Source organism: Rhodoferax ferrireducens (assembly GCF_003347515.1).
Taxonomy (GTDB): domain Bacteria; phylum Pseudomonadota; class Gammaproteobacteria; order Burkholderiales; family Burkholderiaceae_C; genus Rhodoferax.
In genome coordinates this window covers 37,093-63,967 of record NZ_QEII01000226.1, presented here as the reverse complement: position 1 = coordinate 63,967, position 26,875 = coordinate 37,093, and the positions used below count along the sequence as shown (strand labels likewise).

The following is a 26,875-nucleotide window of genomic DNA, read 5'->3' as shown; positions in this document are numbered from 1 at the left end:
CTCAGGGACAGGACAGCCGTAGCGACCGCCGTACGAACGGAAATATTGACAGTGTGATTCATGAAAATGGCCAGTGATGAAAGTTAAAAACGGCAGATCTAAACGCTGCCAATGCGGCTCTTGTGGGGAGGAGCGACGCAATTGTTTTCTAAATCACGTCAGTTTATTTAGGGCGCAGGGAAAACACCAAGATCAGTTACTGGCTCGTTACGCCGCACTGCGTTGCATTGGTTTCCTCTCTGGAAAAGCCTTTGATTTGGTTAATTAAAAATTTATTAACTTAGGGAATGCCCTGTGCTAATTCAGGTCTTTCGATGTCTCGGTTACACAACAAAACAGGGTTAAAAGCGTTGTTTTTTCACTTCAATCGTGTCTCGAATTGAGAAAAAGAAACTGAATTCAGGCGTTCGCTCAAAAAATGTGGGCCGATCCGGCTTCAAAACTCAGACCCTTGTTGGCTTAGGTGACAGCCTTGCCGCTGCAGTAGGTGTTGTCGAGGTCGATGTTGGCGTCAAACGCGATCGCCCTGCGAACGGAAATATTGACAGTGTGATTCACAAAAATCCTGATGAAAATCTTGGGTAACGGCAAAAACAAACCTCGCCGTGATGGATTTGTCATGAGAAATAGAAATCTAATTTCTCATTTAAATAAAATTATTTTTTCAAAATAAGGGGAGAGCACCCGGTCCGGTTACGGGTCGGGTACACCTCGGGGTTTGGACGGCCAAGAGCCCTCTCTCAGGAGCGGCTAGCGGGCTTGAGGCGCGCGCTTCTGCAAAGGGAAAACCCTTGGTAAATTGGAGAACTTAATCGTTGCAGTTACACCGCGAAACAACTGGAGAGGCCGAATTTTTGGTCTATCGGGTCGCTAAATGCATTTAAAAATGCGAGTTCTCAGCACATCTCACGCATAACAAGACGGGAGAAGTTTCCACAGGGGCAGTGACGCAGGCAGAATCTGCCTCGTATTTGCCCGCTTTATTTCTCTAAAACCCCCCATGAAATTCCCTGATCGCCCCCGGCTCAATGCCATCGCCGGCCCCATTTTGGGCGAATTCCTGCTCGGCTACAGCGTGGCGATGGCCGGTTTATGGCTGGCCTCGCACACCTCAGACGGCGCCGCCGGCAGCTTTGGATTGGCCAATCAGGTGCTGGAAACCCTGTTCGCGGTGTTTCGGATTCTGGCGATTGGCATGGGGGTGGTCATCACCCAGATGCTGGGTGGGAATCAGCATGAGGCCTCGCGGCAAACCGCCCTGTCCGGCCTGGGGGCCTGCACCTGGGCGGGCTTGGGTGTCATGGCATTTTTGCTGCTGGGCAATGATCTGATTCTGGATGCGCTGAATGCGCCGGAGCAAATCTTGCCGTTGGCCGGGCCCTACCTGCAACTGCTGGCACCGGCCGCGTTGCTGGAGGGCTACAACCTGACCATGGCCGCCATCTTGCGCGCGCACCTGCATGTGAAGGACTCGCTGCGCGTGATGATTGCCATGCATGGCAGCCACTTGCTGCTGGCCGTGCCCCTGATGCTGGGTGTGGGTCCCTGGGAGGGGCTGGGCCTGTATGGTTTCGCCGTGGCCTTGCTGATCAGCCGCGGCATTGGCCTGTGGCTGCACCTGGTGATGTGGCGCAAGCGCATGGCGCTGACACCCACCGCGCGTCACTGGTGGGTGCTGCAACCCCGGGTGCTGGCGCCGGTATTGCGCATTGGCGTGCCGGGCGCCACCGCCGAGATGGGTTACCGCGCCGCCTTCCTGGTATCGCTCGCCTCCACCGCGCGCCTGGGGGTGGGGGCGCTGGCCACCCATTCCTACACCCTGCAATTGCTCAAGTACGTGCTGCTGATCAGCCTGGCTATTGGCTGGGCCTGCGAGATCATGGTCGGCCGTCTGGTGGGCAGCGGCCAGTTTCAGCAAGCGCACGCCCTGGTGCGCAAGGCGGTGCGCAACGGCTTGCTGGCGTCTGGTGGCATGGCCCTGGCCGCCGCCCTGGCGGCACCCTGGCTGATGCGCATGTTCACCAAAGATCCGCAAGTGATCCATGCGGCGCAAACCCTGCTGTGGATCGCCATTGCGTTGGAAACCGGGCGTGTGTTCAACCTCATCGTCACGGCCGCGCTGCGCGCCACCGGCGACGTCATTTATCCGGTGGCAGCCAGCGTGGGTTCGTTCGTCGTGGTGCTGGGACTGGGCTCGTATCTGATGGGGCGCAGCTTTGGCTTGCCCGGCATCTTTATCGCCTACGCCGCCGACGAATGGGTGCGCGGCTTGCTGATGATGGCGCGCTGGCACTGGCATGGCTGGGTGCCCCACGCCCGCGACGCCATGCGCCGGGTGCGCCGCGCCTGACCAAATATCAAGCCGGCGAATCCGGCCGGCGTGCGCCGCAAGACGCCCGAATCACCAGTTCGACGGGCTGTTCATGACGCATGATCTGGCCAGGGCTTTCCCGGCGCAAGAGCGAGGCCAGCATGTTCATCGCATCCCGGCCCAGCCCGGCTGTATCCGTGCGCACCGTGGTCAGCGGTGGCGACGCAAACTCGGCCAGCGGGATATCGTCGTAACCGACCAGGGCGACATCGTGCGGAATGCGCAGGCCCGCTTCGCCCAGCGCCCGGATGGCGCCAAAGGCAATGGTGTCATTGCCGGCGAAGAGCGCCGTGAACGGCACGCCGCGCGCGAGCAGCGTCTGCGTCGCCCGGTAAGCACTGGCGGCGCTGATGTCGGCGGAAACAGCCCAGGCCGGATCAACGTCGATGTTGTGTTCTGCCATGGCCTCGCGCCAGCCCCGCTCCCGTTCCTGCGCCGCCAGATATTCCGGCGGGGCAAAGTTCACAAAAGCAATGCGGCGGTGCCCCAGCGCCGCCAAGTGATTGACCACCATTTTGGCGGCCATGGAGGTGTCGTTGCCGGTGGTGTGGAATTGATCGATATCGGGCAGGCCGGCGCCGAAGACGATCATCGGAATACCGGCATCGGCGATGCGGCCCAGATGCTGGCGCCCCGCCAGGCTCGGATTCACCACGATCAGGCCGTCAATGCGCCTACTGCGCACCAGATCCACGAAGCCACCCGGATCGCGTCCCTCGTCGTCGCTGGACTCGATCAGCATCTTCAGGCCGTGGCGGTGGCACTCCTGGTTGATGCTGGCCACCAGTTGGCCAAGAAAAACGTCCACGTACAGGTGGGCGGCCTTGGGAATCACCAGTGCCACGGTGCCGGTGACGCCGCCGGCCAGGGTGCGCGCCGCGGCGTTGGGTTCGTAGCCGAGTTCACGCGCCGCGCTCAACACCCGCTCGCGCGTGGCCTCGCTAATGCCCTGGTCGCGCACATTGTTGAGCACGAAGGACACGGTGGTGCGCGAGACGCCGGCGCGTCGCGCCACTTCGCTGCTGGTGGGGGATTTCAGGGAGGGTGGCATGGGAGCGGTAATCGTAGTCGATACCGCGCAGCTCGCGTTTACCCTAGTACTAACGCGTGTTAAATCCGCTTAATATCCGTCACTAACCCGCGTTAGTAATGCAGAATTCTTCAAAAAGGACACCATGGCAAGCCAAGCACCCCATGCACTGAGCCGTACCCGCCGCGCCGAAACGCTGACCGCCTGGGCGCTGGTGCTGCCCGCCTTCATCGGCTTCGCAGTGTTTTATGCCTTGCCCACGCTGCGCGCCATCGAGATCAGCCTGACCGACTGGAATCTGCTGCGCAGCCCGAAGTTCGTCGGCCTGGCCAACTACGCGACCATGTTGGAAGACGGCAAGTTCTGGCAGGGCATGAAGCTGTCGGCGATCTATGTGGTGCTGAACATCCCCTTGCAAATCGTGCTCGGTTTGTTCCTGGCGGTGTCCATGGACCGGCTGACCAAATCGTTGTTCGTCAAGTCGGTGGTGCTGCTGCCCTACCTGCTGTCGAATGTGCTGGTCGCCATGATGTGGCTGTGGATGCTGGACCCATTGCTGGGTCTGGTGAACGGCATGATCGACGGCCTGGGTTTTGACCGCCAGCCCTTCTTCGGCGGCGTGGACCAGGCGCTGTTCACCGTGGCTGCCGTCAACATCTGGCGCCACATGGGGCTGGTGGCCATGCTGTTTCTGGCGGGGCTGCAAAACATTCCACGCAATCTGTACGAAGCGGCGGCGCTCGAAGGCGCCAGCGAATGGCAAATGTTCTGGCGGGTCACGCTGCCGCTGCTGCGCCCGGTGATGGTGTTTGTGCTGGTGACCAGTGTGACCGGCTCGTTCCAGATCTTCGACACCATCGCCGTCACCACCAACGGCGGGCCGCTGGATTCGACCCGCGTGATCGTGCACTACATCGTGCAAAACGCCTTCAGCTTTTACAAGATGGGCTATGCCTCGGCCATGTCGATGACCTTGTGCGTGGTGATGATGCTCTACACCGTCTTCCAGATGCGGGTGATGCGGGCCTCGCAGAACGATCTGGCCTAAAGGACACACCATGACAACCCTCTTCGCCCCTATCGCCCCCCCGGCGGCGCACCGCATCCGCATCTTCACGCCGGGCCGAATAGCCGCCTGGATCGCCCTGGGCCTGATGCTGCTCATCACGCTGGCGCCGCTGTGGATGGTCGTGAAAACGGCGCTCATGCAGTCGGCCCATCTGTACACCGAATCGGACCAGCTCCTGCCCTCGGCCCCCACACTGGACAATTTCATACGGGTGCTCGGCTTCATGACCCTGGAAGAAAGCCGGGCGCTGGGCGGCTCGGGCGCTGAAATCAACTTCCTGCGGGCGATGGGCAACTCCCTGCTGTTCACCGGCATCATTGTGGTGACGCAAATCAGTTTTGCGGCGATGGCCGCCTACGCCTTCGCCCGGTTGCGCTTTCCGGGTCGCAATACGCTGTTTGCGCTGTTCGTCGGCTCGATGATGGTGCCGGGGGTGGTCACCTTCATTCCCAACTTCATCCTGATCAAGGACCTGGGCTTGCTCAACACCATGGCCGGCATGGTGGCCCCGTTCTGTCTGATGCAGGGCTTCTCGGTGTTTTTCCTGCGCCAGTTCTTCCTGTCGATCCCGCGTGACCTGGAAGAGGCCGCGCTGCTCGACGGTGCCTCGTATTTCTACATTTTTATCCATGTGGTGCTGCCCCTGAGCATCACCCCACTGGCCACGATTGCCATGCTCACGGGCATCAATATGTGGAACGAATTCTTCTGGCCCTACCTCGTGGCCAAGGACGAAGCCCAGCAGGTGCTTCCCGTCGCCCTGCAGACCTTCAAGTCGCAAACCGCACAAGGCCAGCCCGACTGGACCGGTCTGATGGCCGCCACCGCCATCACCGTGATGCCCACTGTTTTGCTGCTCGTGGTCATGGGCCGCCGGGTCGTTGAATCGGTGCAATTCAGCGGCGGCAAGTAATTTTTCTGTTCCCTCGCCAACCCTTCCTACTACTTATAACGGAGACAAACCTTGAACCTCAAACTCAGCACCCTCGCCGCCGCCCTGCTGGCCACCGTCGGCAGCGCCCATGCCGTCGAAGTCAAATACATGCTGTGGGACGCCAACCAGTTGCCGGCCTACAAGCAATGCGCGGCCGACTTCGAGAAGAAGAACGCCGGCATCACCATCAAGGTCACCCAGTCGGGCTGGAACGACTACTGGACCACCGTCTCCACCGGTTTCGTCTCGGGCACCGCGCCCGACGTGTTCACTGACCACCTGGCCAAGTACCCCGAGTTCGCCAAGAACGCGCAACTGGTAGATCTGGCGCCGCTGATCCAGCGCGACAAGGTCGATATCAGCGCCTACACCACCGGTCTGTATGACAACTGGAGCCGCGATGGCAAGCAGTACGGCCTGCCCAAAGACTGGGACACCATCGGCATGGTGGTGAACATGGAAATGGCCAAGAAAGCCGGCGTCTCGCTGGCCGAGCTGCAAGCCATGACCTGGAACCCCAAGGACGGCGGCAGTTTCGAGCAGATCGTGCGCAAACTCAGCCTGGACGGCAGCGGCAATAACGCCACCAACGCCAAATTCGACAAGAAGAAAGTCAGCACCTACGGCTACGGCTTCTGGAACACCGGCTCGGGCGACATGATGGGCCAAACCGAGTGGAGCCACTTTGCCGTATCCAACGGCTTCAAGTTCCAGGACAAGCCTTGGGACCCCAAGTTTTACTACGACGACGCCAAACTCGCTGAAACCATCGATTACCTCGCGGGGCTGCCGACCAAGGGCATGTCCGCCAGCTTCGAGAACAGCAAGTCGCTGGGCGCGGATGCCATGTTCGTGGCCAAGAAAGTCGCCATGGTGCCGCAGGGCTCGTGGATGATCACGCACTTCAAAACCAACGCCAAGTTCGACCACGTCTGGGTGCCCCTGCCAACCGGCCCCACCGGAACCCGTGCCACCATGTTCAACGGCCTGGCCGACTCGATCTGGGCCGGCTCCAAGGTCAAGGAAGAATCCTGGAAGTGGGTCAAATACCTGGGCTCCGCCGAGTGCCAAAGCACGGTGGCGAGCTATGGCGTGGTCTTCCCCGCCGTCAAGGGCATGGCCGAAAAAGCCATCGAAGTGCAGAAGGGCAAGGGCGTGGATTCTTCCGCCTTCCTGACCATGGCCAAGTCCAAAACCTACCTGCCTCCCATCGCCGATGGCGGCTCGGAGATCAGCGAGGTGATGAAGGCCGCGCTCGAAACCGTGCTGATGGGCCGGTCCGACGCCACCTCCGCGCTCAAGACCGCCAATACCAAAGTCAACCAACTCGCCAAGAAGTAAGCAAGGAACCCCACGCAATGAGCATTCGCCGCATCAAGATCACCCTTATCGGGGCTGGCAGTATCGTCTTCACCCGCAACCTGCTGGGCGATATTTTTTCCTACCCCGAACTGGCTGATTGCGAGGTGGCGCTGCACGACATTGACGAACACCGCCTGGGCCTGGCCGAAAAGGTGGCGCAGCGCCTGGCCCGCACCCTGGGCGTCACGCCGACCATCACCGCCAGTATCGACCGCCGCCGCGCGCTGGCCGATGCGCGCTTTGTGATCAGCACCATCCAGGTGGGCGGCTACAAGCCCGCCACCGTGACCGACTTCGACATCCCCAGGAAATTCGGCCTGACGCAAACCATTGGCGACACCCTGGGCATCGGTGGCATCATGCGCGGCTTGCGCACGATTCCCGTGCAACTGGCGATGTTGAAGGACATGGAGGAGGTGTGCGCGCCCGGCGCGATTCACCTCAACTACGTGAATCCGATGGCCATGATCACCTGGGCGCTGAACCAGGCCAGCACGCGCGTTCCCACCATCGGTCTGTGCCACAGCGTGCAGCACACCGCGCACGAACTGGCGCACGACCTGGGCATTCCCGCCGACGAGATCGACTACCGCTGCGCCGGCATCAACCACATGTCGTTCTACACCAGGTTCGAGCACAAGGGGGTTGACCTGTACCCGCGCCTGCATGAGATTTATGCGCAAGGCAAAGCCCCGGCCTGGAACAAGGTGCGCTACGAGATGCTGCACCAGCTGGGCCACTTCCCGACCGAGTCGAGCGAACACTTTGCCGAGTACGTGCCCTGGTTCATCAAGCAGGGCCGCGAGGATCTGCTGGCCAAGTTCAACATCCCGCTGGACGAATACCCGGGCCGCTGCCAGATCTTCGAGCACGCCTGGCCCTATATCGAACGCGAACTGCAAGCCCCCGGCACGCAAGACCCCAAGGCCTTAACGGCCGAGCTGGAAGCGGCCGACATCCATGTCATGCCGCGCAATATCACCGAGGCCGCGCAACTGCTCGAAGGCCTCAACAGCGTCACCCGTTCGGTCGAATACGGCGGGCAGATCATCCACTCCATGGTTAGCGGCACGCCGCGCGTGGTCTATGGCAACGTGCGCAACCACAACTTGATCGACAACCTGCCCCAGGGCTGCGCCGTCGAAGTGCCATGCCTGGTGGACGCCAACGGCGTGCAGCCGACCCGCGTCGGCGCCTTGCCGATCCAGTTGGCTGCGCTGATGCGCACCAACGTGAATGTGCAGGAGCTGGTGGTGGCCGCCATCACCCAGCAAAAGCGCGAGCACGTCTACCACGCCGCCATGCTCGACCCGCACACCGCCGCCGTGCTCGACCTGGAACAGATTCGCGCCATGGTGGACGAGCTGCTCCTCGCGCACCGCAATTTCCTGCCGGAATACCTCCACGCCTGACAAGGGACCTCACATGGCCAGCATCGAACTTCGCTCCGTCAACAAGAATTACCTGAACGACATCGCGGTCATCCGCAATGTCGACCTGCACGTCAAGCAAGGTGAATTCTGTGTCTTCGTCGGCCCTTCCGGCTGCGGTAAATCCACGCTCTTGCGCATGGTGGCCGGCCTGGAGGACATCAGCAGCGGCGACCTGCTGATCGACGGCCAGCGCATGAACGACACCCAGCCGGCGCGGCGCGGCGTCGCCATGGTGTTCCAGAGCTACGCGCTGTTTCCGCACCTCAGCGTGTACGAGAACCTCGCCTTCGGCATGACGCTGGCCAAGATGGACAAGGCGCTGATCCGCCAGAAGGTCACCGCCGCTGCCCAGGTGCTGCAACTGGAGAGCCTGCTGGAGCGCAAACCCAAGGCGCTGTCGGGCGGGCAGCGTCAGCGCGTGGCGATTGGCCGCGCCATCGTGCGCGAGCCCGGCGTGTTTTTGTTTGACGAACCGCTCTCCAACCTCGACGCCTCGCTGCGCGTGCAGACGCGCTTCGAGATCGCCAAGATCCATCGCGATTTCGGTCGCGCTTCCACCATTTACGTCACCCATGACCAGGTCGAAGCCATGACCTTGGCCGACCGCATTTTGCTGCTCAACGCCGGCGAAGCCGTGGCGCGCGAGGGCAGCGTGGCGCAATGCGGCACGCCGCTGGAGTTGTACCACCGGCCCCGCAATCTGTTCGTGGCGGGCTTCATCGGTTCGCCCAAAATGAATTTTCTGCCAGGCCAACTGCTCGAAGGCCATGCCGACCGGGCGCGTGTGCAGCTGGACAGCGGCGAGGTGATGGAGGCGCTGGTCGATGCCAGTGCGCTGCAGCCGGGCCAGCCGGTCACGCTGGGCATCCGGCCCGAGCACACCCAACTGGGCACCGCCACCCAATCGCTGGTGCGTGAAGTGCAGTGGCAGGAGCGCCTGGGCGAATCCACCTACCTGTTTTTGAACAGCGGCGCGGTCAGCCCCTCGATCATCGTCAAGGCCCCAGGCCAGGCACATGCCGACGCCGGCCAGCGCGTGGCGGTGTCGCTGCCCGCCGCTTGTCTGCACGTGTTTGACCAGCACGGCCACGCGCTGGAACGCCGCATCCCGATTGCGGACCTGCCCGTGCCGCATGCCACTTGATTCCATTTCTAAATCATCCCTGTCGTTGTTGTCTCGCCTGGTCGTGCGTTCGCACTGCCTGCGGCTCGACGCCTAGACAGAAATGATTTGGAAACGGAATGACACCTGTTCGAAACCCAATCCTCTTTTTCTATTCTCCTTTTTCATGTCCGTCAGCCGTCCTCTCCCGTCCCCCGAATTTCTCGTCCTGCACAGCCAGCGCAGCACCGTCATCCTCGAACACCACGTCGAAGAGGCGCCGATCTGGCGCTACTGGGGCCCGCGCCTGCCCGAGGGCTGCTCGCCTGCGGCGGGCTTGCGCACGACGCGGCCCCTGCCGTCGTTCATGCTCGACTTCGACCAGCCGCTCACGCTGGTGCCCACCTTTGGCGTCGGCTGGTTCGGCCAGAGCGCGTTGCTGGCGCACCGCTGCGGCAGCGACTTCGCCCAGGCGGTCACGCGCTGCGACATCGAGTGGAGCGTGCCCGCGCGCGCCCTGGTGCTGCACCTCACCGATGCGGTGGCGCAACTGTGCGTGGACGTCACCCTGGCGCTCGACGACGCAAGCGATGTGCTCACTGTGCGCACCCGCCTGACCAACCTCGCCGACACGCCGCTGGAGGTGCAATGGCTTGCGGCCGCCACCTTGCCCCTGCCCGGCCAGGCCAGCACGGTGCGTTCCTATGCCGGCCAGCACAACCATGAATTCCTGCTGCAAACCGACACACTCAGCCGAAGCCTGTGGCGGCGCGAAAACCGGCGCGGCCGCACCTCGCACGACTGCTTTCCCGGCGCCGTGGTTACCACGCCCGGCGCCACCGACGACAGCGGACTGGTCTTCGGCGCGCATCTGGCCTGGTCGGGCAACCACCAGCAAAGCATCGAATGGCTGCACGACGGCCAGTACCAGTGGCAGTTGGGCGAATGGCTGGCACCCGGTGAAGGCTTGCTCGCGCCCGGCCAGAGCCTGCACACGCCAGAGGTTGTCGCCACCTGCTCGCTGCAGGGCCTGAACGGCCTGGCGGCCAATTTCCATGCCGAACTGCGTGCCCGCCTGAACTGGCCCGGCGGCAGCATGCGGCCGCGCCCGGTGCACCTGAACACCTGGGAAGCGTTTTACTTCGATCTGAAATCCGGCGACATCATGGCGCTGGCCGACGCGGCGGCCGAGGTCGGCGTGGAACGCTTTGTGCTGGACGACGGCTGGTTCCACGGCCGCCACCATGACCGCGCCGGGCTGGGCGACTGGTGGCCCGACGCGGACAAATTTCCGCGAGGCCTGGACGCCCTGGTGCAGCATGTCAACGCGCTGGGCATGGAGTTCGGCCTGTGGGTCGAACCCGAAATGATCAACCCCGACAGCGAGCTGCACCGCGCTCACCCCGACTGGGCGCTACAGATTGCCGGCCGTGCGCTGATCACCGCGCGCAACCAACTGGTGCTGGACATCGCACGCCCCGAGGCCGCGGACTACCTGTTCGGCAAACTCGACACCCTGCTGCGCAGCCTGCCGATTCGTTACCTGAAATGGGACCACAACCGCGACCTGACCACGGCCGGCCTGGCCGGTGGCCTGGGCTCTGCCGGCTACCGCGCCCAGGTGCACGCCCTGTATGGCTTGCTGGTGCGCCTGCGGGCGGCCCATCCCGAGGTGGAAATCGAAAGCTGTTCGGGCGGCGGCGGTCGCATCGACTTCGCAATCCTGCGCCACACCCACCGCGTCTGGGCCAGCGACTGCATCGACGCGCTCTCGCGGCTGCAGATCCAGCGCGGTTTCGGCCAATTCTTCCCGCCCGAAATTCTGGGCTCGCACATTGGCACGGCACCCACCCACACCACCGGCCGCAGCCAGGCGCTCGCGTTCCGGGCGGCGGTGGCCATGACCGGGCATCTGGGCGTCGAACTCGATGTGCGCCACCTTGACAGCGCCACGCGTCAGAACCTGAGCGCCTGGATCGCCCGCTACAAAGCCTGGCGCGACTGCCTGCACCACGGCCGCATCTGGCGCGGCGAACTGGCCGACGGCCTGGTCTGGCAAGCCCACGGTGACGCTGAAGCCCGTGAGCTGCTGCTGTTCGTCTACCGCTGCCAGCCGACCACGCACCGCTACACGCCGCCCTTGCGCTTGCCCATGCTCGACGCCGCCGTGCGCTACCACGTCGAACAGCTCGCGCCGATCGAAGGCGAGGGGGCCGTGCTGTCGCCGTCGCCCTTCTTCGATGCCCTGCGTGACGGGGGCCTGGAACTGGACGGCGCGTGGATGGCGCAGGCCGGCCTGCCGATGCCACGCACCACCGCTGAGACCTGTTTCATCGTGCGCCTGCAGAAAGTTTCAGCATGAACGCCAGCTTCGACCTTTCCGAGCACTCCCACCGCCGCCACAACCCGCTCAACGGCCAGTGGGTGCTGGTCTCGCCGCACCGCGCCAAACGCCCCTGGCAGGGCCAGCAAGAGCAGCCCGACACCGCGGAACATCCGGCGCATGACCCGACCTGCTTTCTGTGCGCCGGCAATCAGCGCGTCACCGGCGAGACCAACCCCGACTACCCCGGCACCTACGTTTTCACCAACGATTTCGCCGCCATGCTGCCCGATGCACCCAACGCGCCGCGCAACAGCGACGCGCTGTTTCAGGTGGCCGATGCGCGTGGCACCAGCCGGGTGATCTGCTTCTCGCCCGACCACGGCAAGACCCTGCCGGAACTGCCGCTGGCGGCCATCGGCGGTGTCATCGACACCTGGTGCGCGCAAACCGCTGAGCTGGGCGTGAGCTACCCCTGGGTGCAGGTCTTCGAGAACAAGGGCGCGCTGATGGGCTGCTCCAACCCCCATCCGCACGGCCAGATCTGGGCCACCGACTACCTCCCCAACGAGCCCGCCGCCGAAGACTTGCGCCAACGCGCCTGGCACGCCGAACACGGCCGCGCCTTGCTGCTCGACCTGGCCGAGCGCGAGGCCGCGGCGGGCGAGCGCGTGGTGGTGCAAACCGAGCACTGGCTCGCCATCGTGCCCTTTTGGGCCACCTGGCCTTTCGAGACCTTGTTGCTGCCGCGTTTTGCGGTGCAGCAACTGCCCCAGCTCAATGCGCCGCAGCGTGCCGACCTGGCACTCGTGCTCAAGCGCCTGACCTCACGCTACGACAACCTGTTCCAGTGTTCGTTCCCGTACTCGATGGGCTGGCACGGCGCCCCCTTCGATGGGCGTGACACCGCACCCTGGCAGTTGCATGCGCACTTCTACCCGCCGCTGTTGCGTTCGGCTTCCGTGCGCAAATTCATGGTCGGTTTCGAGATGCTCGCCGAGGCCCAGCGCGACCTGACGCCCGAACAGGCGGCGCAGCAACTGCGCGCCGTCGGCGACCTGCATTACCGCGAGACCTGACCCGATGGAACCCACTTTGCGGCAACGCGTGGACAGCGCCTTTGCGCGCCACATCGGCCAGGCGCCGGCCCGGCATGTGCGCGCGCCCGGCCGCGTCAACCTGATCGGCGAGCACACCGACTACAACGACGGCTTCGTGCTGCCCTGCGCCATCGACTACGAGACGCTGATTGCCGCAGGCCCGCGAACCGACCGCCAGGTGCGGGTGGTGGCCTGCAACTATGGCGAGGCCCTCGACCAGTTTTCGCTGGACGCGCCGATCGAGCCGCGCAGTGATGCCTTGTGGGCCAACTATGTGCGCGGGGTTGTCAAGACGCTGCTGGCGCGCGGCCTCCCGCTGCAGGGGCTGGACCTGGTGGTGGCCGGTAACGTGCCGCAGGGCGCGGGCTTGTCGTCCTCGGCTTCGCTGGAGGTGGCGGTCGCGCTGGCCTTCAAGGCGATGCAGGGGCTGGACAGCGTGAGCGCCACCGACCTCGCGCTGATCGCCCAGCAGGCCGAGAACCAGTTCGTCGGCGTCAACTGCGGCATCATGGACCAGCTGATCTCGGCGCGCGGCGAGAGCGGCCACGCGCTGCTGATCGACTGCCGTTCCCTGGCGCTGCGTCCTGTGCCCCTGCCCGACGGACTGGCGGTGATGATCGTTCACTCGCACGTCAAACGCGGCCTGGTGGATGGCGAGTACAACGCGCGCCGCGCCCAATGCGAAGCCGCAGCCCGCCACTACGGCGTCAAGGCGCTGCGCGACGTGAACCTGGCGCAACTCGAACAAGAGGCGCGCGGCCTGGATCCGCTGGTGTTGCGGCGCGCCCGCCATGTCGTCACCGAAAACCAGCGCACCTTGGACGCCGCCGACGCGCTCGCGGCGGGCGACCTGGTGCAACTGGGGCATTTGATGGCCGCCTCGCACGTCTCGATGCGCGACGACTTCGAGATCACCGTGCCGCCCATCGACCAGCTCGTGGCCATCCTGCAGGAAGCTATTGGCAGTCTGGGCAGCGCGCGCATGACGGGCGGCGGCTTTGGCGGCTGCGTGGTCGCCCTGTTGCCCGAGGCGCAGGTGGCCGCGGCCCGCCTCGCGGTGGCAACGCACTACCGTGCACCCGGTGGTGAACCAGCCTCCGTCTATGTCTGCCGTGCCACGGCCGGCGCCCATGTTTTGAACGATTGACGCCATCGTGTCCCAACGTCATGCCACTTGATCAGACCTGTCGCGCCACAGATTGGAAACTGCCATGCTCAACCGAATCAACGCGGCCTTGATGTCCCTGTCCCCGGCCGAGCAACGCGTCGGCCGGTTGGTGTTGTCGGACCCGCCGGTCTTTGCCCGCTTGCCCGTCTGCGAACTGGCCGTCCTGGCCCAGGTCAGCAAGCCCACGGTGGTGCGTTTTTGCCGCAGTTTGGGCTATGACGGCTTGAAGGATTTCAAATTCAAGCTCGAAGGTAGCATGCACGAAGGGGTGCTCTTCGTTCACCGCAGTGTCGACGTGGACGACAAAATAAGCGACATCCTGGTCAAGGTCATCGATGACACCATGGCGGCGGTGTCAAGCTACCGCTGCAATGCCAACCGGTTAAATATCGAGACCGCCGTCGCCACCCTGGTTGAAACTTACCGCAGCCGCAAGCGCATCGAGATTTTTGGGCTAGGCAACTCGGGCATCGTGGCGCAGGACGCCCAGCACAAATTTTTTCGCCTGGGCATCCCTGCGACTGCCTACGGCGACAGTCACATGCAGCTTATGAGCGCGTCCGTCATGATGCCGGGCGACTGTGCCGTGGTGATCTCCAACTCGGGGCGCACGCGCGACCTGATCGCGACCTGCGAGATGGCCAAGCGCAATGGCGCCACCACCGTCGTCATCACTTCGAGCGGCTCGCCTTTGTCATTGGCGGGTCATATTCACCTGGCCGCCGATCACCCCGAAGGATTCGAGCGCTATTGCCCCATGGTGTCACGCCTGCTGCATTTGATGGTTATCGACATCGTCGCCACGGGTGTGGCCCTGCGCATTGGCATCGAGGAGCTTCGACCTGGTCTTCGGAAAATGCAGTCATGCTTGCTGGACAAGCGGGTGTTTTGAAGGAAATCCTCCCCCATGTCCTACCAAGCCGCTGACAGCCGCTATGCCCAGATGCCGTACCGCCGTTGCGGCAACAGCGGACTGAAACTGCCCATGGTGTCACTCGGCCTGTGGCACAACTTCGGCCATGTGGACCGCTTCGACACGGCCCAGGCGCTGGTCCGGCATGCCTTCGATGCGGGCATCACGCATTTCGACCTGGCCAACAACTACGGCCCGCCGCCGGGCTCGGCCGAGACCGTATTCGGCGCGATCCTGCGCCAGGGCCTAGGCGCCTACCGCGATGAGATCCTCGTCTCCACCAAGGCCGGCTACGTCATGGGGCCCGGGCCCTATGGCGACGGCGGTTCGCGCAAATACCTGGTGGCCAGCCTGGACGCCAGCCTGGCGCGTCTGGGGCTCGACTATGTCGACATCTTCTACCACCACCGCCCCGACAGCAGCACGCCCCTCGAAGAAACGATGGCGGCACTCGACCACATCGTGCGCAGCGGGCGGGCGCTGTACGTGGGCCTCTCCAATTACGGTTCTGAGCGCACCCGCGAAGCCGCGGCGCTGCTGCGCCAGCTCGGCACCCCCTGTCTGATCCATCAGGCGCGCTACAACCTGCTCGACCGCGAGATCGAAAACGGCTTGCTTGACGTGCTGAGCGCACAAGGCGTGGGCTGCATCGCTTTCTCGCCCCTGGCCCAGGGCTTGCTGACCGACAAATACCTGGGCGGCACCATTCCCGACGGCTCGCGCGCTTCCAAGGCGCATGGTTTTCTCAAATCGAGCGACGTAACCCCCGAGCGCCAGGCGCTGATAGAAGCGCTCAACCGCATGGCGCAAGCGCGTGAGCAGACGCTGGCGCAGATGGCGCTGGCCTGGGTTCTGCGGCACACCGGCATGAGTTCGGTGCTGATTGGCGCCAGCCGCAGCAGCCAGATCGACGTTGCCCTGCAGGCCCTGCGCGCGCGACTTCACGGCTACCGAACTGGCGGCACTCGACGCGGTGGCGCCCGGCCGTTGAACGCCCTACAAGACCTGGGTGAAGAAATAAACCAGGCCCTTGCCCATGGCAAAGACCACGCCCGAGACCACGGACGTCGCCGCCACGGCGGCCGCGAGTCCTGCCAGCACCCACACCCCGTCGCGCTCCAGAACCCCGAGCGCCAGCAGGCTGATGGCCAAGGCAGGCAGCATGTTGCCCAAGGGAATCGGCAGCACCAGCACCACCGCAAGAATGAGCGAGAGCAGGCCGATAAAGTGCTCCATCGGCGGCCGGGCCAAGCCTTCCAGGCGAGGACGCAACAGGCCTTCCGCCCGCACCAGCCAAGGCACGATGCGTTTGACCAGGGCCGAAAAGTCCGCCTGCTTCATGGAGCGTTTCGCCACGAAGGCCGGCAGCCAGGGTGCCCGGCCCAGCATCAGTTGGGCCGCCAGAAAGATCAGCGGTGCGCCCAGAATCGTTGACGTGCCAGGCGGTGTTGGCAAGACGTTGGGGAAGGCGAAGATGAACATCAGGGCGCCCGTTGCCCGGTCACCCAAAGCGGCCAGCAAGTCGCCTACCGAGACGCGCTCACGCAGCGTATCCGCTGACAATTCAAAAAGCATTGCCGATAGGGCACGGCCGCCTGAAGCTTTTGTCACGGTTGGCTGGGTGAGAGAAAATGGCTGCGATCTTCACCAGGTTTGACAGCGGCGATGGCGCAAAGTGGGGTGATTTTCATAAGAGGCGCGCAGACGCGCCGATTGTGTTGAATACGCTGAATTTTATAGAGCGAAACCGCAGTTGACGATTGACTATTTCACTGTATTTGACCCGGCACGCGGCGCATTCGCAATCTGAACCCGGCGCTGATAGTTTGAATAAAAATCAGCCTCTAGCCCTTGTGCAGTATGCGGTAGACGCTACGAATTTAGTAGTAAATAACTTGGCGTGCGAAGGCAAGGTCGAAGCCGACATCGGCCGCCTGCAAATTCGGGATGATCAGGCTTGATTTGATTTGATTTGATTTGATTTGCGGCGACGCGTGATCAAGCCCATCAAGCCCAGACCCGCCAACACCGTCGTGTAGGACGCGAGTTCGGGGACCGCAAAAACCGCTGTTGCGTTGAACGAATTGAATTCTGGCTGGCTACCCGTCTGAGCGCCATCCATCCAGTTGACCTGGCCGGCCGTGTTGATCAAACCCGCATTGCCATTGCCAGGCAATATGACGTCGTCCCATACCCCACTCAAGGTCCGCGTGTAGGTGCCCTGCGTCAAGCCGGGCAGAGACAGGGTTCCTGACCCGGCCAGGCCCGAACCCGTGCTCTCAGTGAAACTCCCGGATAGCTGCTCCGCACCGCTCAGCGTCCACTGTATCGAGGACGCGCTGTAATCCAGAGGTGGCCCATTCTTTGTGAGAAGCATGTCGGACCATGCATAGTCAATCCGCACGTTGGACAGGGCATCGAGCGAAAAAGTAAAGGCATCACTGGAGGAGGATCCGGGGTAGATCGTCTGATTAGGATTGGCGGCGGTCGCGATCACAGGACCCAGGAGGCAAGCCATGACAGTAGCCTTGGTGAAAATGCTATTCATGATGTTCCTTAAAGTGAATGTGAAAAATGCTTCTCTCAGGGCTGTGTTGTCCAAAGCTTCAAGGCTGCGGCCTATGGTAGGTGTAGCCCCGCAGGGCTAGTACATTTGTCCCAAGCCCTCCCAATGTGCGGCGCGCTGAAGGCGTGATTTCGGTTCTGCGGCCCCCTTCGCTTTACCTCCGTACCCCATGAATGAATCTGACAACCCGAAATCGTCGCCCCCCGCCCCGGTAGTACAAACGCAAAACACGGCGCAGGAACCGTTGCCGGCTGAACCGGGCGACAAGCACGCGAGCAGTCAAGCCTTGAAAGGCCGTACCGGACTCGGCCGCATTTTGAATGCAGCCGGCTACTCCCTGTATAGCCTGCATCCGCTCTCCAAGCAGGCCAAAGACATGGGCAGCGCCGCGCAGCTCGTGGCGCTGACACTGATTTTTACGGTGTGGGCCGTGATCCTGATCTGACACGACGCTGACAACTGAAGCCTCCTAGGTGGAAGCCTCCATTGACGGGCGAAGCCGTGGTCAAGATACTTGCCGGCAGGCGGTCGAGCTTCCCATCCGCCGGTCAAACCGGAGTCACGCTTGCTATTCAACACACTCAGATCTTTGTCCCTGGCCACGCGCCTGACCGTCGGGTTCTCCAGCATCCTGCTGCTGCTGGTCACGGTGGCCGCCACCGGGGCTTACTCGGTGCGGACATTGGGACAGCACGTTCAGACCCTCGTGCAGGTCAACAACGTCAAGACGGAACTGGCCAATGATCTGATGAGCAGCATTGACAACCTGGCCATCCAGACACGCTCGGTCGCACTGTTTGCCAACCTCGAGACCGATCTCGACGGCAAGCAGGCCGCGGCCGAGGTCACGCTGGCCCAAGCGGCCGAGGAGCGGTACCTCCGCACCGAGGCGAGGCTTGCCGCCCTGCTGGCCGCATCGCACGCCAGCGACGCCGAACGGGGCCTGCTGGCGGAAGTGGCGGCCGCCGCCAAGGTGGCGCTCCCCGCGATCCGTGCGGCGGTGCAACAGGGTTCGAATCGGGAAACCGAGGCGGCCGTGCTGACCCTGGTCAATCAGGTCCGGCCAGAAGAGTCCCGGATGCGGCACAAGGTAGAGGAGCTGGTCGTGCTCCAGCGCAAACTCACCGAAGCAGACAACGCCGCCATGGCCGCGCTGGAGCGCAAAACCCAGATGATTGCCGTCACGCTGGTGGTCTTCGCCCTGGTGCTGGGCGGCGCGATTGGCTGGGGCATCACGCGCAGCGTGACGCAACCGATAGGCCGTGCCGTGGTGGTGGCGGAGCGCATTGCCAAGGGTGACTTGACCTCAGAGATCGAGGTCCGGATCCATGACGAAACCGGGCGCCTGCTGGAGGCCATCCGCGCCATGCAGGAGCGCTTGCGCACACTGGTGGGCGGCATACGCCAGGCGGCTGATTCCATACAAATGGCCAGCAGCGAGGTCGCCATGGGCAACCAGGACTTGAGCCAGCGCACGGAGCAGGCAGCCAGCAGCCTGCAACAGACCGCGCAATCGATGGATCACTTGACGAGTATCGTGATGCACGGTGCTGATTCCGCCAAACAGGCCAACCAGCTGGCCTCGACCGCGGCGGCCGTGGCAGCACGGGGCGGCTCGGTGGTGGCCGAGGTGGTGACCACCATGGACGAGATCAATGCCAGCTCGAAGCGGATTAGCGACATCATCGGGGTCATTGACGGCATTGCCTTCCAGACCAATATTCTGGCCCTGAACGCGGCGGTCGAGGCGGCCCGGGCGGGGGAACAGGGGCGGGGCTTTGCCGTGGTGGCCAGCGAGGTGCGCAGCCTCGCCGGGCGCTCGGCCGAAGCGGCCCGGGAAATCAAGGGCCTGATTGGCGCCAGCGTGGAACGGGTGGAGCGCGGCGCCCGGCTGGTGAACGATGCCGGCAGCACCATGAAGGACATCGTCGGTTCGGTCAAAAAGGTCAACGACACGATTGGCGAGATCACCGCGGCGGCGTCCAACCAGAGCGCCGGCATCAGCCAGATCAACGCGTCCATCGCCGCCCTGGACCAAATGACGCAGCAAAATTCCGCCCTGGTCGAGGAAAGCGCGGCGGCGGCCGAGAGCCTGAGAGAGCAGGCGGCGCGGCTGGCAGAAGTGGTCAGCACCTTCAAGCTCGACCGGCTGGCCGACGCATCCGTTGAACAGAGCAATAGGCAACTCGCCCGCCGGGACGTGAAACGCCTGCCAGCGCAGGGTTGACCCAGCCGTTGTGATCACGACTTGGCCCACCGCATGAGAAGGAGTCAACTTTGAAACTGAGTGCTGAAGACGTCAAACGCCTGGCCAGGCTGCACGGGGCGAGCCCGCCTTGCAAAGCCTGTTCGGCGTTTGCCTTTGACGGGTGGGAGTCTTTTCCGAGCCTGGCCAGTGATGCCGCCTTGATCCAGGTCGGCGCACTGTGGGTGGCCGGCGAGGACGAGCCTACGCTGGACGAATTCCATCTCGAGGGAACCAGTTACTGGTCACCTGCCGCTCCCATCGCGCTGGGCTTTCATCCCTATAACCGTTGCGAACTGTGGCAGTGCCGCCAGTGCGCGCATCCGTTTCTGCGGTACACGGAGTACGGCGGCTACTACGAAGACCGGCGCATTCGCAATCTGAATCCGGCGCTGATAGTTTGAAGCAAAATCGGCCTATAGCCCTCGTCCACTATGTGCAAGAAGCTATTAATTTTGTAGCAAAAAGTCAAACCGCGCGCGGTTTGACTTTGGACGCCGCCAGCTTGGCGTTGACACGCGCCACTTCCACATCGGCGTCAAACGCCAGCGCCACGCCCATGCGGCGCTTGGCGAAGCTCTCGGGCTTGCCGAACAGGCGCAGGTCGGTGTTGGGCACGCGCAAGGCCTCGGCGACACCGTCGAATACGATGCCTTTGGCCTCGACGCCACCGTAGATGACGGCACTGGCGCCGGGGCTGCGCAGCGCGGTGTTCACCGGCAGGCCCAGGATGGCGCGGGCGTGCAGTTCGAACTCGCTCTGGACCTGGGTGGTGAGCGTCACCAGGCCGGTGTCGTGCGGGCGCGGTGACACTTCGCTGAACCAGACCTGATCGCCCTTGACGAACAGTTCCACCCCATACAAACCCTGGCCGCCGAGGTTATCGGTGACGGTTTTGGCGATCTGGCGTGAGCGCGCCAGAGCGGTCGCCGGCATGGGGTGCGGCTGCCAGCTTTCCACATAGTCGCCGCTGACCTGGATGTGGCCAATCGGCTCACAAAAATGGGTTTCCACCTGGCCGTCGGCACCCAGCGCGCGCACGGTCAACTGGGTGATTTCATAGTCAAAGTCGATGAAGCCTTCCACGATGACGCGCCCGGCGCCGACACGGCCACCAGCCATGGCGTAGTCCCAGGCTTGCTGCACGTCGGCCGGGCCGTCGATTTTGCTTTGGCCCTTGCCGGAGGAACTCATCACCGGCTTGATCACGCAGGGGTAGCCAATGCCCGGGCCGTCTACGCCGTCTACGCCGTCGATGGCGGCTTGCAGCTCGGCCAGCGAGTCGCAGAACTGATAGGGGCTGGTCGGCAGACCCAGGGTCTCGGCGGCCAGGCGGCGTATGCCTTCGCGGTCCATGGTCAGGCGGGCGGCGCGGGCGGTAGGGATCACGCGCACCACACCGGCGGCTTCGAGTTCCTCCAGCATGGGCGTGGCGATGGCCTCGATTTCGGGCACCACCAGGTGCGGCCGCTCGGCGTGGATCAGGGCCTTGAGCTGGGCCGGATCGCTCATGGTGATGGTGCGCGCGTGATGCGCCACCTGCTGGCCCGGCGCGTGGTTGTAACGATCGACGGCGATGGTTTCCACGCCCAGGCGCTGCAGCGCGATCAGGACTTCCTTGCCCAGTTCACCGGAGCCCAGCAGCATCACTTTGGTGGCGTGGGGGGAGAGTGGCGTGCCGAGTGTGGTCATGCAAAAAGCGCGTTGCCGCGTCCGAAAAAGGGGTGAATAAGGCGGGGCTGCGTCTCCCCCGCAGGTGGCGTGGGTGACAATCAAACCATGGAACAGCCAATTTTATCTGTGCAGGGTTTGCGCAAACATTACGGCGACAGCGTCGTGGTCGATGATGTGTCGTTCGAGATCGCCCCCGGCGAATGCCTGGGCGTGATCGGCCCCAATGGCGCCGGCAAAACCACCACCATCCGCATGTGCCTGGGGCTGACCGTACCCGACGCGGGCAGCATCACCACCCTGGGCTTGCAGATGCCGAGCGACGCGCTGGCGATTAAGGCCCAGCTCGGCGTGGTGACCCAGTTCGACACGCTGGACCCCGATTTCAGCTGCGCCGAAAACCTGCTGGTGTACGGCCGCTACTTCGGCATGAAGGACCAGCAGATTCGCGCGCGCATCCCGTCCCTGCTGGAGTTCGCCAGTCTCACGCACAAGGCGAACGCCAAACCGGGCGAGCTGTCCGGCGGCATGCGCCGGCGCCTCAGCCTGGCGCGTGCCCTGGTGAACGACCCGCGCCTGCTGCTGCTGGACGAACCGACCACCGGGCTGGACCCGCAGGCGCGGCATTTGATGTGGGAGCGCCTGCAACTGCTGCTGCAGCAGGGCAAGTCGATCCTGCTGACCACCCACTTCATGGACGAGGCCGAGCGCCTGTGTTCGCGCCTCTTGGTGCTGGATCATGGCAAGAAGATTGCCGAAGGCCGGCCGCGCGATCTGATCGCCCAGCATCTGGAGCCCGACGTGGTCGAGACCTACGGCAACGGTGCCCTGGCGCTGGTAGAGGACGCCTCCTTGCGAGCCTTGGCCGCCCGGGTCGAGGTGAGTGGCGAAACCGTGTTTTTCTACACCCAGGACGCCAAGCCGCTGCTGCAGGCGCTCACCGCTCACCCGCAGCTGCGCACGCTGCACCGGCCGGCCAATCTGGAGGATTTGTTCCTCAAGCTCACCGGCCGCCAAATCAGAGAGGACGCCTGATATGCAGACCCGCACCTTGAACATGTCATCCAATATTTCGGCCGCGCCCAGCGTGTGGCGCGCGCCCCAGTTATCGCTGCGCTTTTGGCCGGTGTTCCTGCGCAACCTGCTGGTCTGGCGCAAACTGGCCATTCCCAGCCTGGTTGGCAATATTGCCGAGCCGCTGATGTGGCTGGTGGCTTTTGGCTACGGCATGGGCGCGCTGGTGGGCACGGTGAAGGTGGGCGGCACCCAAGTGCCCTACATCCTGTTTCTGGCCAGCGGCTCGATCTGCATGAGCGCCATGCAGGCGGCCTCGTTCGAGGCGCTGTACTCGGCGTTTTCACGCATGCATGTGCAAAAAACCTGGGACGGCATCATGAACGCGCCGGTCAATCTGGACGACATCGTGCTGGCCGAAATGCTGTGGGCGGCGTTCAAGTCGCTGTTCACCGTGACCGCCATTCTGGGCGTGATGCTGGCCTTGGGCATCAGCTATTCGCCGAAGCTGCTGGTAGCCTGGCCGGTGCTGCTGGGGGTGGGCATCACCTTCAGCTGCATCGCGCTGATTTTCAACGCACTGGCCAATGGCTATGACTTCTTTACCTATTACTTCACTCTGTTTCTCACGCCGATGATGTTCCTGAGCGGCATTTTCTTCCCGCTGGACCAGCTGCCGGCGGTGGTGCGCGCCATCTCGCAATGGCTGCCGCTGACCAATGCCGTCGAGCTGGTGCGGCCCTTGTTCATGGACCAGTGGCCTGCGAATCCGGTACAGCACATGCTGGTGCTGGTGGCCTATGCGGTGGGCGGTTTCTGGCTGGCGTTGGCGCTGACGCGCAAGCGCTTTCGGAAATAAGCTGCTGTTTTTATAATTCGAGCCGATGAGCACGCGATCTTCCCTGCTGACGCCAGACCTGATTGCCATGGTCGATGGGGGCGTGTCGACCATTGTCAGTTCATGCGACGCGGCGCTACACCCCAGCGTCATGCGCGCCGTCGGCAGCGCCATCACGCCCGATGGCCTGTCGATTTCGGTCTACCTGTCGCGCCGGCAGTCGCGCCAGCTCTTGCAGGATGTGGCGGCCAGCGGCCACATTGCCGTGGTGTTCAGCCAGCCGTTCAGCCACCGCACCCTGCAGGTCAAAGCTACCAGCGCGCGCACCCGCAGTGCGCTGCCCGCGGACCAGCCGGTACTGCAGCGCTACCTGCTCGCCATGCAGGAGGAGGTGTCCCGGGTCGGTTTTGACCCCGCTTTCACGCGGGCCATGCTGGCCTACCAGTTCGACGACCTGGTGGTCATCAGTTTCGAGCCGACGCAGGCCTTTGACCAGACGCCGGGGCCCAAGGCCGGTGCCGCCCTGCCCGGCGCGGCATCGGAGAGTGCGGCATGAACAATCTGGCACTGGGCGCCATCCGGCCCTGCCTGGAGGGGGCCATTCCGGCGACGATGGCCACCTGCGCCGCCGACGGCGTGCCCAATGTGGCCTACATTTCTCAGGTCTACTACGTGGACGAGCACCATGTGGCCCTGTCGTTCCAGTTCTTCAACAAGACACGCCAGAATATTCTGATCAATCCGTATGCCAGCGTGTTGGTGCTGCACCCGGTCACGGCCGGGTTTTTCCGGCTCCACCTGCGTTACCTGCGGACTGAAACCGGGGGTCCGCTGTTTGAAGGCATGAAGGCGCAACTGGCCGGCATTGCCTCGCACAGCGGCATGGCAAACGTGTTCCGCCTGCTGGGTTCCGACGTCTATGCGGTGCAGCGCATCGAGGCCGTGGAAGGCGAGCCGCTGCCCGCCCCGCCGGCGCGCAGCGGTCTGCTGGGCGTGGTGCGGCACTGCAGCGAACGGCTGTCGCGCTGCACGGCGCTGGATGAATTGCTGAATGTGACGCTGGCCACGCTCACCGATTTGATGGACGTGCGCCATGCCATGGTGCTGATGCTGGATCCGCTCACCCAGCGCCTATACACCGTGGCCAGCAGCGGCTATGCCACCTCGGGCGTGGGCTCGGAAATCGACGTCGGCGACGGGGTGATTGGCGTGGCGGCGCGCGAGCGCACGCCGGTGCGCATCATGCATATGACCAGTGCCCATCTCTACAGCCAAGCGGTGCGCAGCAGCCTGCGCGCCGACACGCCCGCTCTGGCGCTGGATCTGGACATCCCCTATCCCGGCCTGAGTGAGCCGCACAGCCAGCTGGCGGTGCCCATCCTGTCCGCCGGCCGCTTGTTGGGTGTGCTGTTTGTGGAAAGCCCCCATGACCTGCAGTTCAACTTTGAAGACGAAGATGTGCTGGTGGCCGTGGCCGGCCATCTGGGCGCGGCCATTGACGTGCTGCAACAGTCGCCCGAGCCGGCCGAGGTGCTGACGCCCGCCCCCGTCCCGCCTGTGGTGACGGGCCCCCCCTTGCAGGTGCGTCATTTTCGCGCCAACAACAGCATCTTCATCAACGGCAACTACCTGATCAAGGGTGTGGCGGGCGCCATCTTCTGGAAGCTGGTGACTGATTTCGCGCAGCAGGGGCGGACCGATTTTTCCAACCGGGAACTCAGGCTGGACCCCAGCCTCAGGCTGCCGGATGTGACGGACAACCTGGAGGCCCGCTTGCTGCTGCTGCAGCGCCGCCTGATCGAACACGGCCCCCTGATTCGCCTTGAAAAAACCGGGCGCGGCCGTTTTCGGCTGGCCCTGTCGCACCCGGTCGAGTTGACGGAAATGGCCTGAGGCTCACGCCTGCACCAGCCCGGGCGCGGGGGGCAATCCCAGGCTGCGGGTGAGCTTGGCCCACTCGGCTTCGCTCAGGTGCGGCCGCACCGTGTCCATCGCGGCGGCAAAGGCCGGCGCCGGCGCGTGCGCCCGCATGTCGGCCAGCATCGCGGTGCGCTCAGCCGGGTTCATGGCGGGCACCAGCCAGCGCATCGTGTACATCATTTCGGCCGGCGGGATCGACGCCACCAGCGTGTTGTGGATGGCGATCAATTCGGCATCGGTGTAGCGCGCCCACAGCACCGCGTTGTGCGCGGTTTCCTCGATGTGCATGTGCTGGAAGTTCTCGGCAATGAACAAGGCCAGGCGGCGGTACAGGTCCAGCGCGGCCGCCGCCGCATCGGCGTTGCCGGCGAGCTCGAGCAAGGTCGCCGAGGCGGCCCTGAGGCGGACAATCTGTGCCAGATGTTCCTCGTGTTCATGGGCGATGGCGTCACTGGCGCCGGGTGCCCGGGCCTCGATGGCGGCATGGACAAATTCGTTTTCATGCGCCACATGCGAGGCGCAGAAGTCCAGCAGTTCGAGCACGCGAGTGCTGGTAGCCATGCATTCAGTCGAATCGTCCGGGTCCATGCGGCCCATGGCCAGCAGGGTATCGGCCATCAGGGCGCGCAGGGCTTTGTGGATGCCGGCGTACAAATCCACACGCGGGCTGGGCTGGGCGGCGGTGATGGCCTGAATTTCCTGTGCATTGATCTTCATGGTATTGCTTCCTTGGTTGAGGCTCCTGGAGCCCGCAGTGGGTATGGCCAGAAGGCACCCCGTGCGCCAGCAGCCATGGGAAGAAGTCTAAAAAAAGGCGGGCCGGCGCGTTGCTAAATATTGCATAAGGATTTGCTAAGAAGTGCTTAAGAAATCGCTAAAAATTTCTTAAGATGACCCACGAAGGGCGCTGTGCAGTCCACCGCACAGACTGCGGTCGCAGGTGCCTGTATCTTGGCGCTCAGCGCCTGCCCTTGTCCGGTAGCCTATTGGCAGGTTTGGACGGCAACTGAGAGGTAACGATGTTCATTGGACACTATGGCCCCGCCTACGCCATCAAAGCGATTCGACCTGCCATGCCACTCTGGCTTTTGTTCATTGCCGTCCAGTTGGTGGACGTCGCTTGGGCGGTACTGGTTCTTCTCGGCATCGAGAAAGTTCGAATTGTTCCGGGGATAACGGCGTCGAATCCACTGGATCTTTACTACATGCCCTACACCCACAGCCTTGTCGGTGCGGTCCTGTGGTCACTGGCCGCCATCGTGCTCTGCAAACCTGCGCCGGGCGTGCGAAAGTGGCGCACCGCAGCCTGGATCGGACTCGCTGTGTTCTCCCATTGGGTGCTGGACTGGCTGGTGCACCGGCCCGACCTGCCGCTGTACGGTGATACGCTAAAGGTCGGTCTGGGTCTCTGGAACCATCCGGCGATCGCTCTTCTTCTTGAAGCGGCCCTCTTGTTCGGCGGCATGGCGATGTACCTGAGGCGGACGACGGCCATCAATGCCATCGGCCGCCTTGGCCCGCCCGTCCTCGGCATCCTGATGCTCGCGATTCAGTGTTACGTCTTCTTCGGCCCGCCGCCAAGCTCCCCCACCGCTGCCGCTATCACGGCCCTCATCTCCTACGTCGTCTTTGCTGCGGTCGCGGAATGGCTCGACCGGCAGCGTCAGCATGCGCCGGTCTAAGCCCAGGGCATTCATTGCCAGCAGCTGCATTACGGCACATACTGGCGTGTGCGTTTCGCGCACGTTGGCGACTTTGAATCTGGAAAGGGCACGTAAATTCTTCAAGAAATGAAAAAAAGCAGGTTTGGACACTT

The 26,875-nt window shown here is 63.4% G+C and carries 22 protein-coding genes and 2 pseudogenes; 19 read left to right on the top strand and 5 right to left on the bottom strand.

The annotated features are described in order from the left end of the window. Nucleotides 1-1,000: 1,000 nt before the first annotated feature. Nucleotides 1,001-2,350, top strand: coding sequence for an MATE family efflux transporter (locus C5P05_RS03670; protein WP_114968504.1), 1,350 nt, complete (start codon nucleotides 1,001-1,003; stop codon nucleotides 2,348-2,350). A gap of 7 nt (nucleotides 2,351-2,357) precedes the next feature. Here C5P05_RS03670 and C5P05_RS03665 read toward each other — a convergent pair whose 3' ends face one another. Then, nucleotides 2,358-3,422, bottom strand: coding sequence for a LacI family DNA-binding transcriptional regulator (locus tag C5P05_RS03665; RefSeq protein ID WP_114968503.1), 1,065 nt, complete (start codon nucleotides 3,420-3,422; stop codon nucleotides 2,358-2,360). A gap of 124 nt (nucleotides 3,423-3,546) precedes the next feature. Between C5P05_RS03665 and C5P05_RS03660 the strand changes: the two genes are divergently transcribed. The 10 genes and pseudogenes from C5P05_RS03660 to C5P05_RS03615 form a co-directional block, all read left to right on the top strand. Further along, nucleotides 3,547-4,449, top strand: coding sequence for a carbohydrate ABC transporter permease (locus tag C5P05_RS03660; protein ID WP_114968502.1), 903 nt, complete (start codon nucleotides 3,547-3,549; stop codon nucleotides 4,447-4,449). A gap of 10 nt (nucleotides 4,450-4,459) precedes the next feature. After that, the gene (locus C5P05_RS03655; RefSeq protein ID WP_114968501.1) at nucleotides 4,460-5,383 is read left to right on the top strand and encodes a carbohydrate ABC transporter permease; all 924 of its coding nucleotides are present in this window, start codon (nucleotides 4,460-4,462) and stop codon (nucleotides 5,381-5,383) included. 51 nt (nucleotides 5,384-5,434) lie between these two features. Beyond that, the gene (locus tag C5P05_RS03650; RefSeq protein WP_232834331.1) at nucleotides 5,435-6,745 is read left to right on the top strand and encodes an ABC transporter substrate-binding protein; all 1,311 of its coding nucleotides are present in this window, start codon (nucleotides 5,435-5,437) and stop codon (nucleotides 6,743-6,745) included. 17 nt (nucleotides 6,746-6,762) lie between these two features. Then, complete coding sequence (locus tag C5P05_RS03645) at nucleotides 6,763-8,178, top strand: alpha-glucosidase/alpha-galactosidase (protein ID WP_114968500.1); 1,416 nt, start codon at nucleotides 6,763-6,765, stop codon at nucleotides 8,176-8,178. 13 nt (nucleotides 8,179-8,191) lie between these two features. Next, complete coding sequence (locus C5P05_RS03640; RefSeq protein ID WP_114968499.1) at nucleotides 8,192-9,343, top strand: ABC transporter ATP-binding protein; 1,152 nt, start codon at nucleotides 8,192-8,194, stop codon at nucleotides 9,341-9,343. A gap of 145 nt (nucleotides 9,344-9,488) precedes the next feature. Then, on the top strand, nucleotides 9,489-11,663 hold the full coding sequence (locus C5P05_RS03635; protein ID WP_114968498.1) for an alpha-galactosidase: 2,175 nt from the start codon (nucleotides 9,489-9,491) through the stop codon (nucleotides 11,661-11,663). Beyond that, entirely contained in the window at nucleotides 11,660-12,703 is a 1,044-nt protein-coding gene (locus C5P05_RS03630; protein WP_114968497.1) for a UDP-glucose--hexose-1-phosphate uridylyltransferase, read from the top strand. Before C5P05_RS03635 ends, C5P05_RS03630 begins: the two co-directional genes overlap by 4 nt. A gap of 4 nt (nucleotides 12,704-12,707) precedes the next feature. After that, the gene (galK, locus tag C5P05_RS03625) at nucleotides 12,708-13,871 is read left to right on the top strand and encodes a galactokinase (protein ID WP_114968496.1); all 1,164 of its coding nucleotides are present in this window, start codon (nucleotides 12,708-12,710) and stop codon (nucleotides 13,869-13,871) included. 64 nt (nucleotides 13,872-13,935) lie between these two features. Continuing rightward, nucleotides 13,936-14,784, top strand: a complete 849-nt coding sequence (locus tag C5P05_RS03620; RefSeq protein ID WP_114968495.1) for an SIS domain-containing protein — start codon at nucleotides 13,936-13,938, stop codon at nucleotides 14,782-14,784. 15 nt (nucleotides 14,785-14,799) lie between these two features. After that, a pseudogene (locus C5P05_RS03615) lies at nucleotides 14,800-15,687 on the top strand (aldo/keto reductase); the annotation flags it as partial. Between the two features lie 114 nt (nucleotides 15,688-15,801). Here C5P05_RS03615 and C5P05_RS03610 read toward each other — a convergent pair. Continuing rightward, nucleotides 15,802-16,380 (bottom strand): exopolysaccharide biosynthesis protein, encoded by a 579-nt coding sequence (locus tag C5P05_RS03610; protein ID WP_114968494.1) that lies wholly within the window; start codon nucleotides 16,378-16,380, stop codon nucleotides 15,802-15,804. Nucleotides 16,381-16,756: 376 nt separating this feature from the next. Next, nucleotides 16,757-17,353, bottom strand: a complete 597-nt coding sequence (locus C5P05_RS03605; RefSeq protein WP_114968493.1) for a hypothetical protein — start codon at nucleotides 17,351-17,353, stop codon at nucleotides 16,757-16,759. A gap of 364 nt (nucleotides 17,354-17,717) precedes the next feature. Between C5P05_RS03605 and C5P05_RS35230 the strand changes: the two are divergent. The 3 genes and pseudogenes from C5P05_RS35230 to C5P05_RS03590 all read left to right on the top strand — a co-directional run. Then, nucleotides 17,718-17,816, top strand: a pseudogene (locus C5P05_RS35230) (diacylglycerol kinase); the annotation flags it as partial. A gap of 120 nt (nucleotides 17,817-17,936) precedes the next feature. Then, nucleotides 17,937-19,598, top strand: a complete 1,662-nt coding sequence (locus C5P05_RS34900) for a methyl-accepting chemotaxis protein (RefSeq protein WP_114968491.1) — start codon at nucleotides 17,937-17,939, stop codon at nucleotides 19,596-19,598. A 50-nt stretch (nucleotides 19,599-19,648) separates the two neighbouring features. Then, nucleotides 19,649-20,020, top strand: coding sequence for a hypothetical protein (locus C5P05_RS03590; RefSeq protein ID WP_114968490.1), 372 nt, complete (start codon nucleotides 19,649-19,651; stop codon nucleotides 20,018-20,020). A gap of 64 nt (nucleotides 20,021-20,084) precedes the next feature. Here the strand turns inward: C5P05_RS03590 and purT are convergent, their stop codons facing one another. Next, complete coding sequence (gene purT / locus C5P05_RS03585) at nucleotides 20,085-21,308, bottom strand: formate-dependent phosphoribosylglycinamide formyltransferase (protein ID WP_114968489.1); 1,224 nt, start codon at nucleotides 21,306-21,308, stop codon at nucleotides 20,085-20,087. A gap of 87 nt (nucleotides 21,309-21,395) precedes the next feature. Between purT and C5P05_RS03580 the strand changes: the two genes are divergently transcribed. The 4 genes from C5P05_RS03580 to C5P05_RS03565 are packed head-to-tail and all read left to right on the top strand — an operon-like array spanning nucleotide 21,396 to nucleotide 25,032. Further along, nucleotides 21,396-22,322, top strand: a complete 927-nt coding sequence (locus C5P05_RS03580; RefSeq protein WP_114968488.1) for an ATP-binding cassette domain-containing protein — start codon at nucleotides 21,396-21,398, stop codon at nucleotides 22,320-22,322. Between the two features lies 1 nt (nucleotide 22,323). Then, nucleotides 22,324-23,160 carry an ABC transporter permease gene (locus C5P05_RS03575; protein ID WP_114968487.1) on the top strand — a complete coding sequence of 279 codons (837 nt, stop codon included), beginning with the start codon at nucleotides 22,324-22,326 and terminating at the stop codon, nucleotides 23,158-23,160. A 25-nt stretch (nucleotides 23,161-23,185) separates the two neighbouring features. Beyond that, a complete protein-coding gene (locus C5P05_RS03570; protein ID WP_114968486.1) occupies nucleotides 23,186-23,695 on the top strand; it encodes a hypothetical protein in 510 nt (169 codons plus the stop codon). After that, the gene (locus tag C5P05_RS03565; RefSeq protein ID WP_114968485.1) at nucleotides 23,692-25,032 is read left to right on the top strand and encodes a GAF domain-containing protein; all 1,341 of its coding nucleotides are present in this window, start codon (nucleotides 23,692-23,694) and stop codon (nucleotides 25,030-25,032) included. The genes C5P05_RS03570 and C5P05_RS03565 overlap by 4 nt, the downstream gene beginning before the upstream one ends. 3 nt (nucleotides 25,033-25,035) lie before the next feature. On the opposite strand, the gene C5P05_RS03560 is transcribed toward C5P05_RS03565, so the two are convergent. Then, nucleotides 25,036-25,776: a hemerythrin domain-containing protein gene (locus C5P05_RS03560; RefSeq protein ID WP_114968484.1), complete on the bottom strand. Its 741-nt coding sequence runs from the start codon at nucleotides 25,774-25,776 to the stop codon at nucleotides 25,036-25,038. Nucleotides 25,777-26,078: 302 nt separating this feature from the next. Between C5P05_RS03560 and C5P05_RS03555 the strand changes: the two genes are divergently transcribed. Continuing rightward, nucleotides 26,079-26,741: a hypothetical protein gene (locus C5P05_RS03555; protein ID WP_114968483.1), complete on the top strand. Its 663-nt coding sequence runs from the start codon at nucleotides 26,079-26,081 to the stop codon at nucleotides 26,739-26,741. The last annotated feature ends 134 nt before the right edge of the window (nucleotides 26,742-26,875 follow it).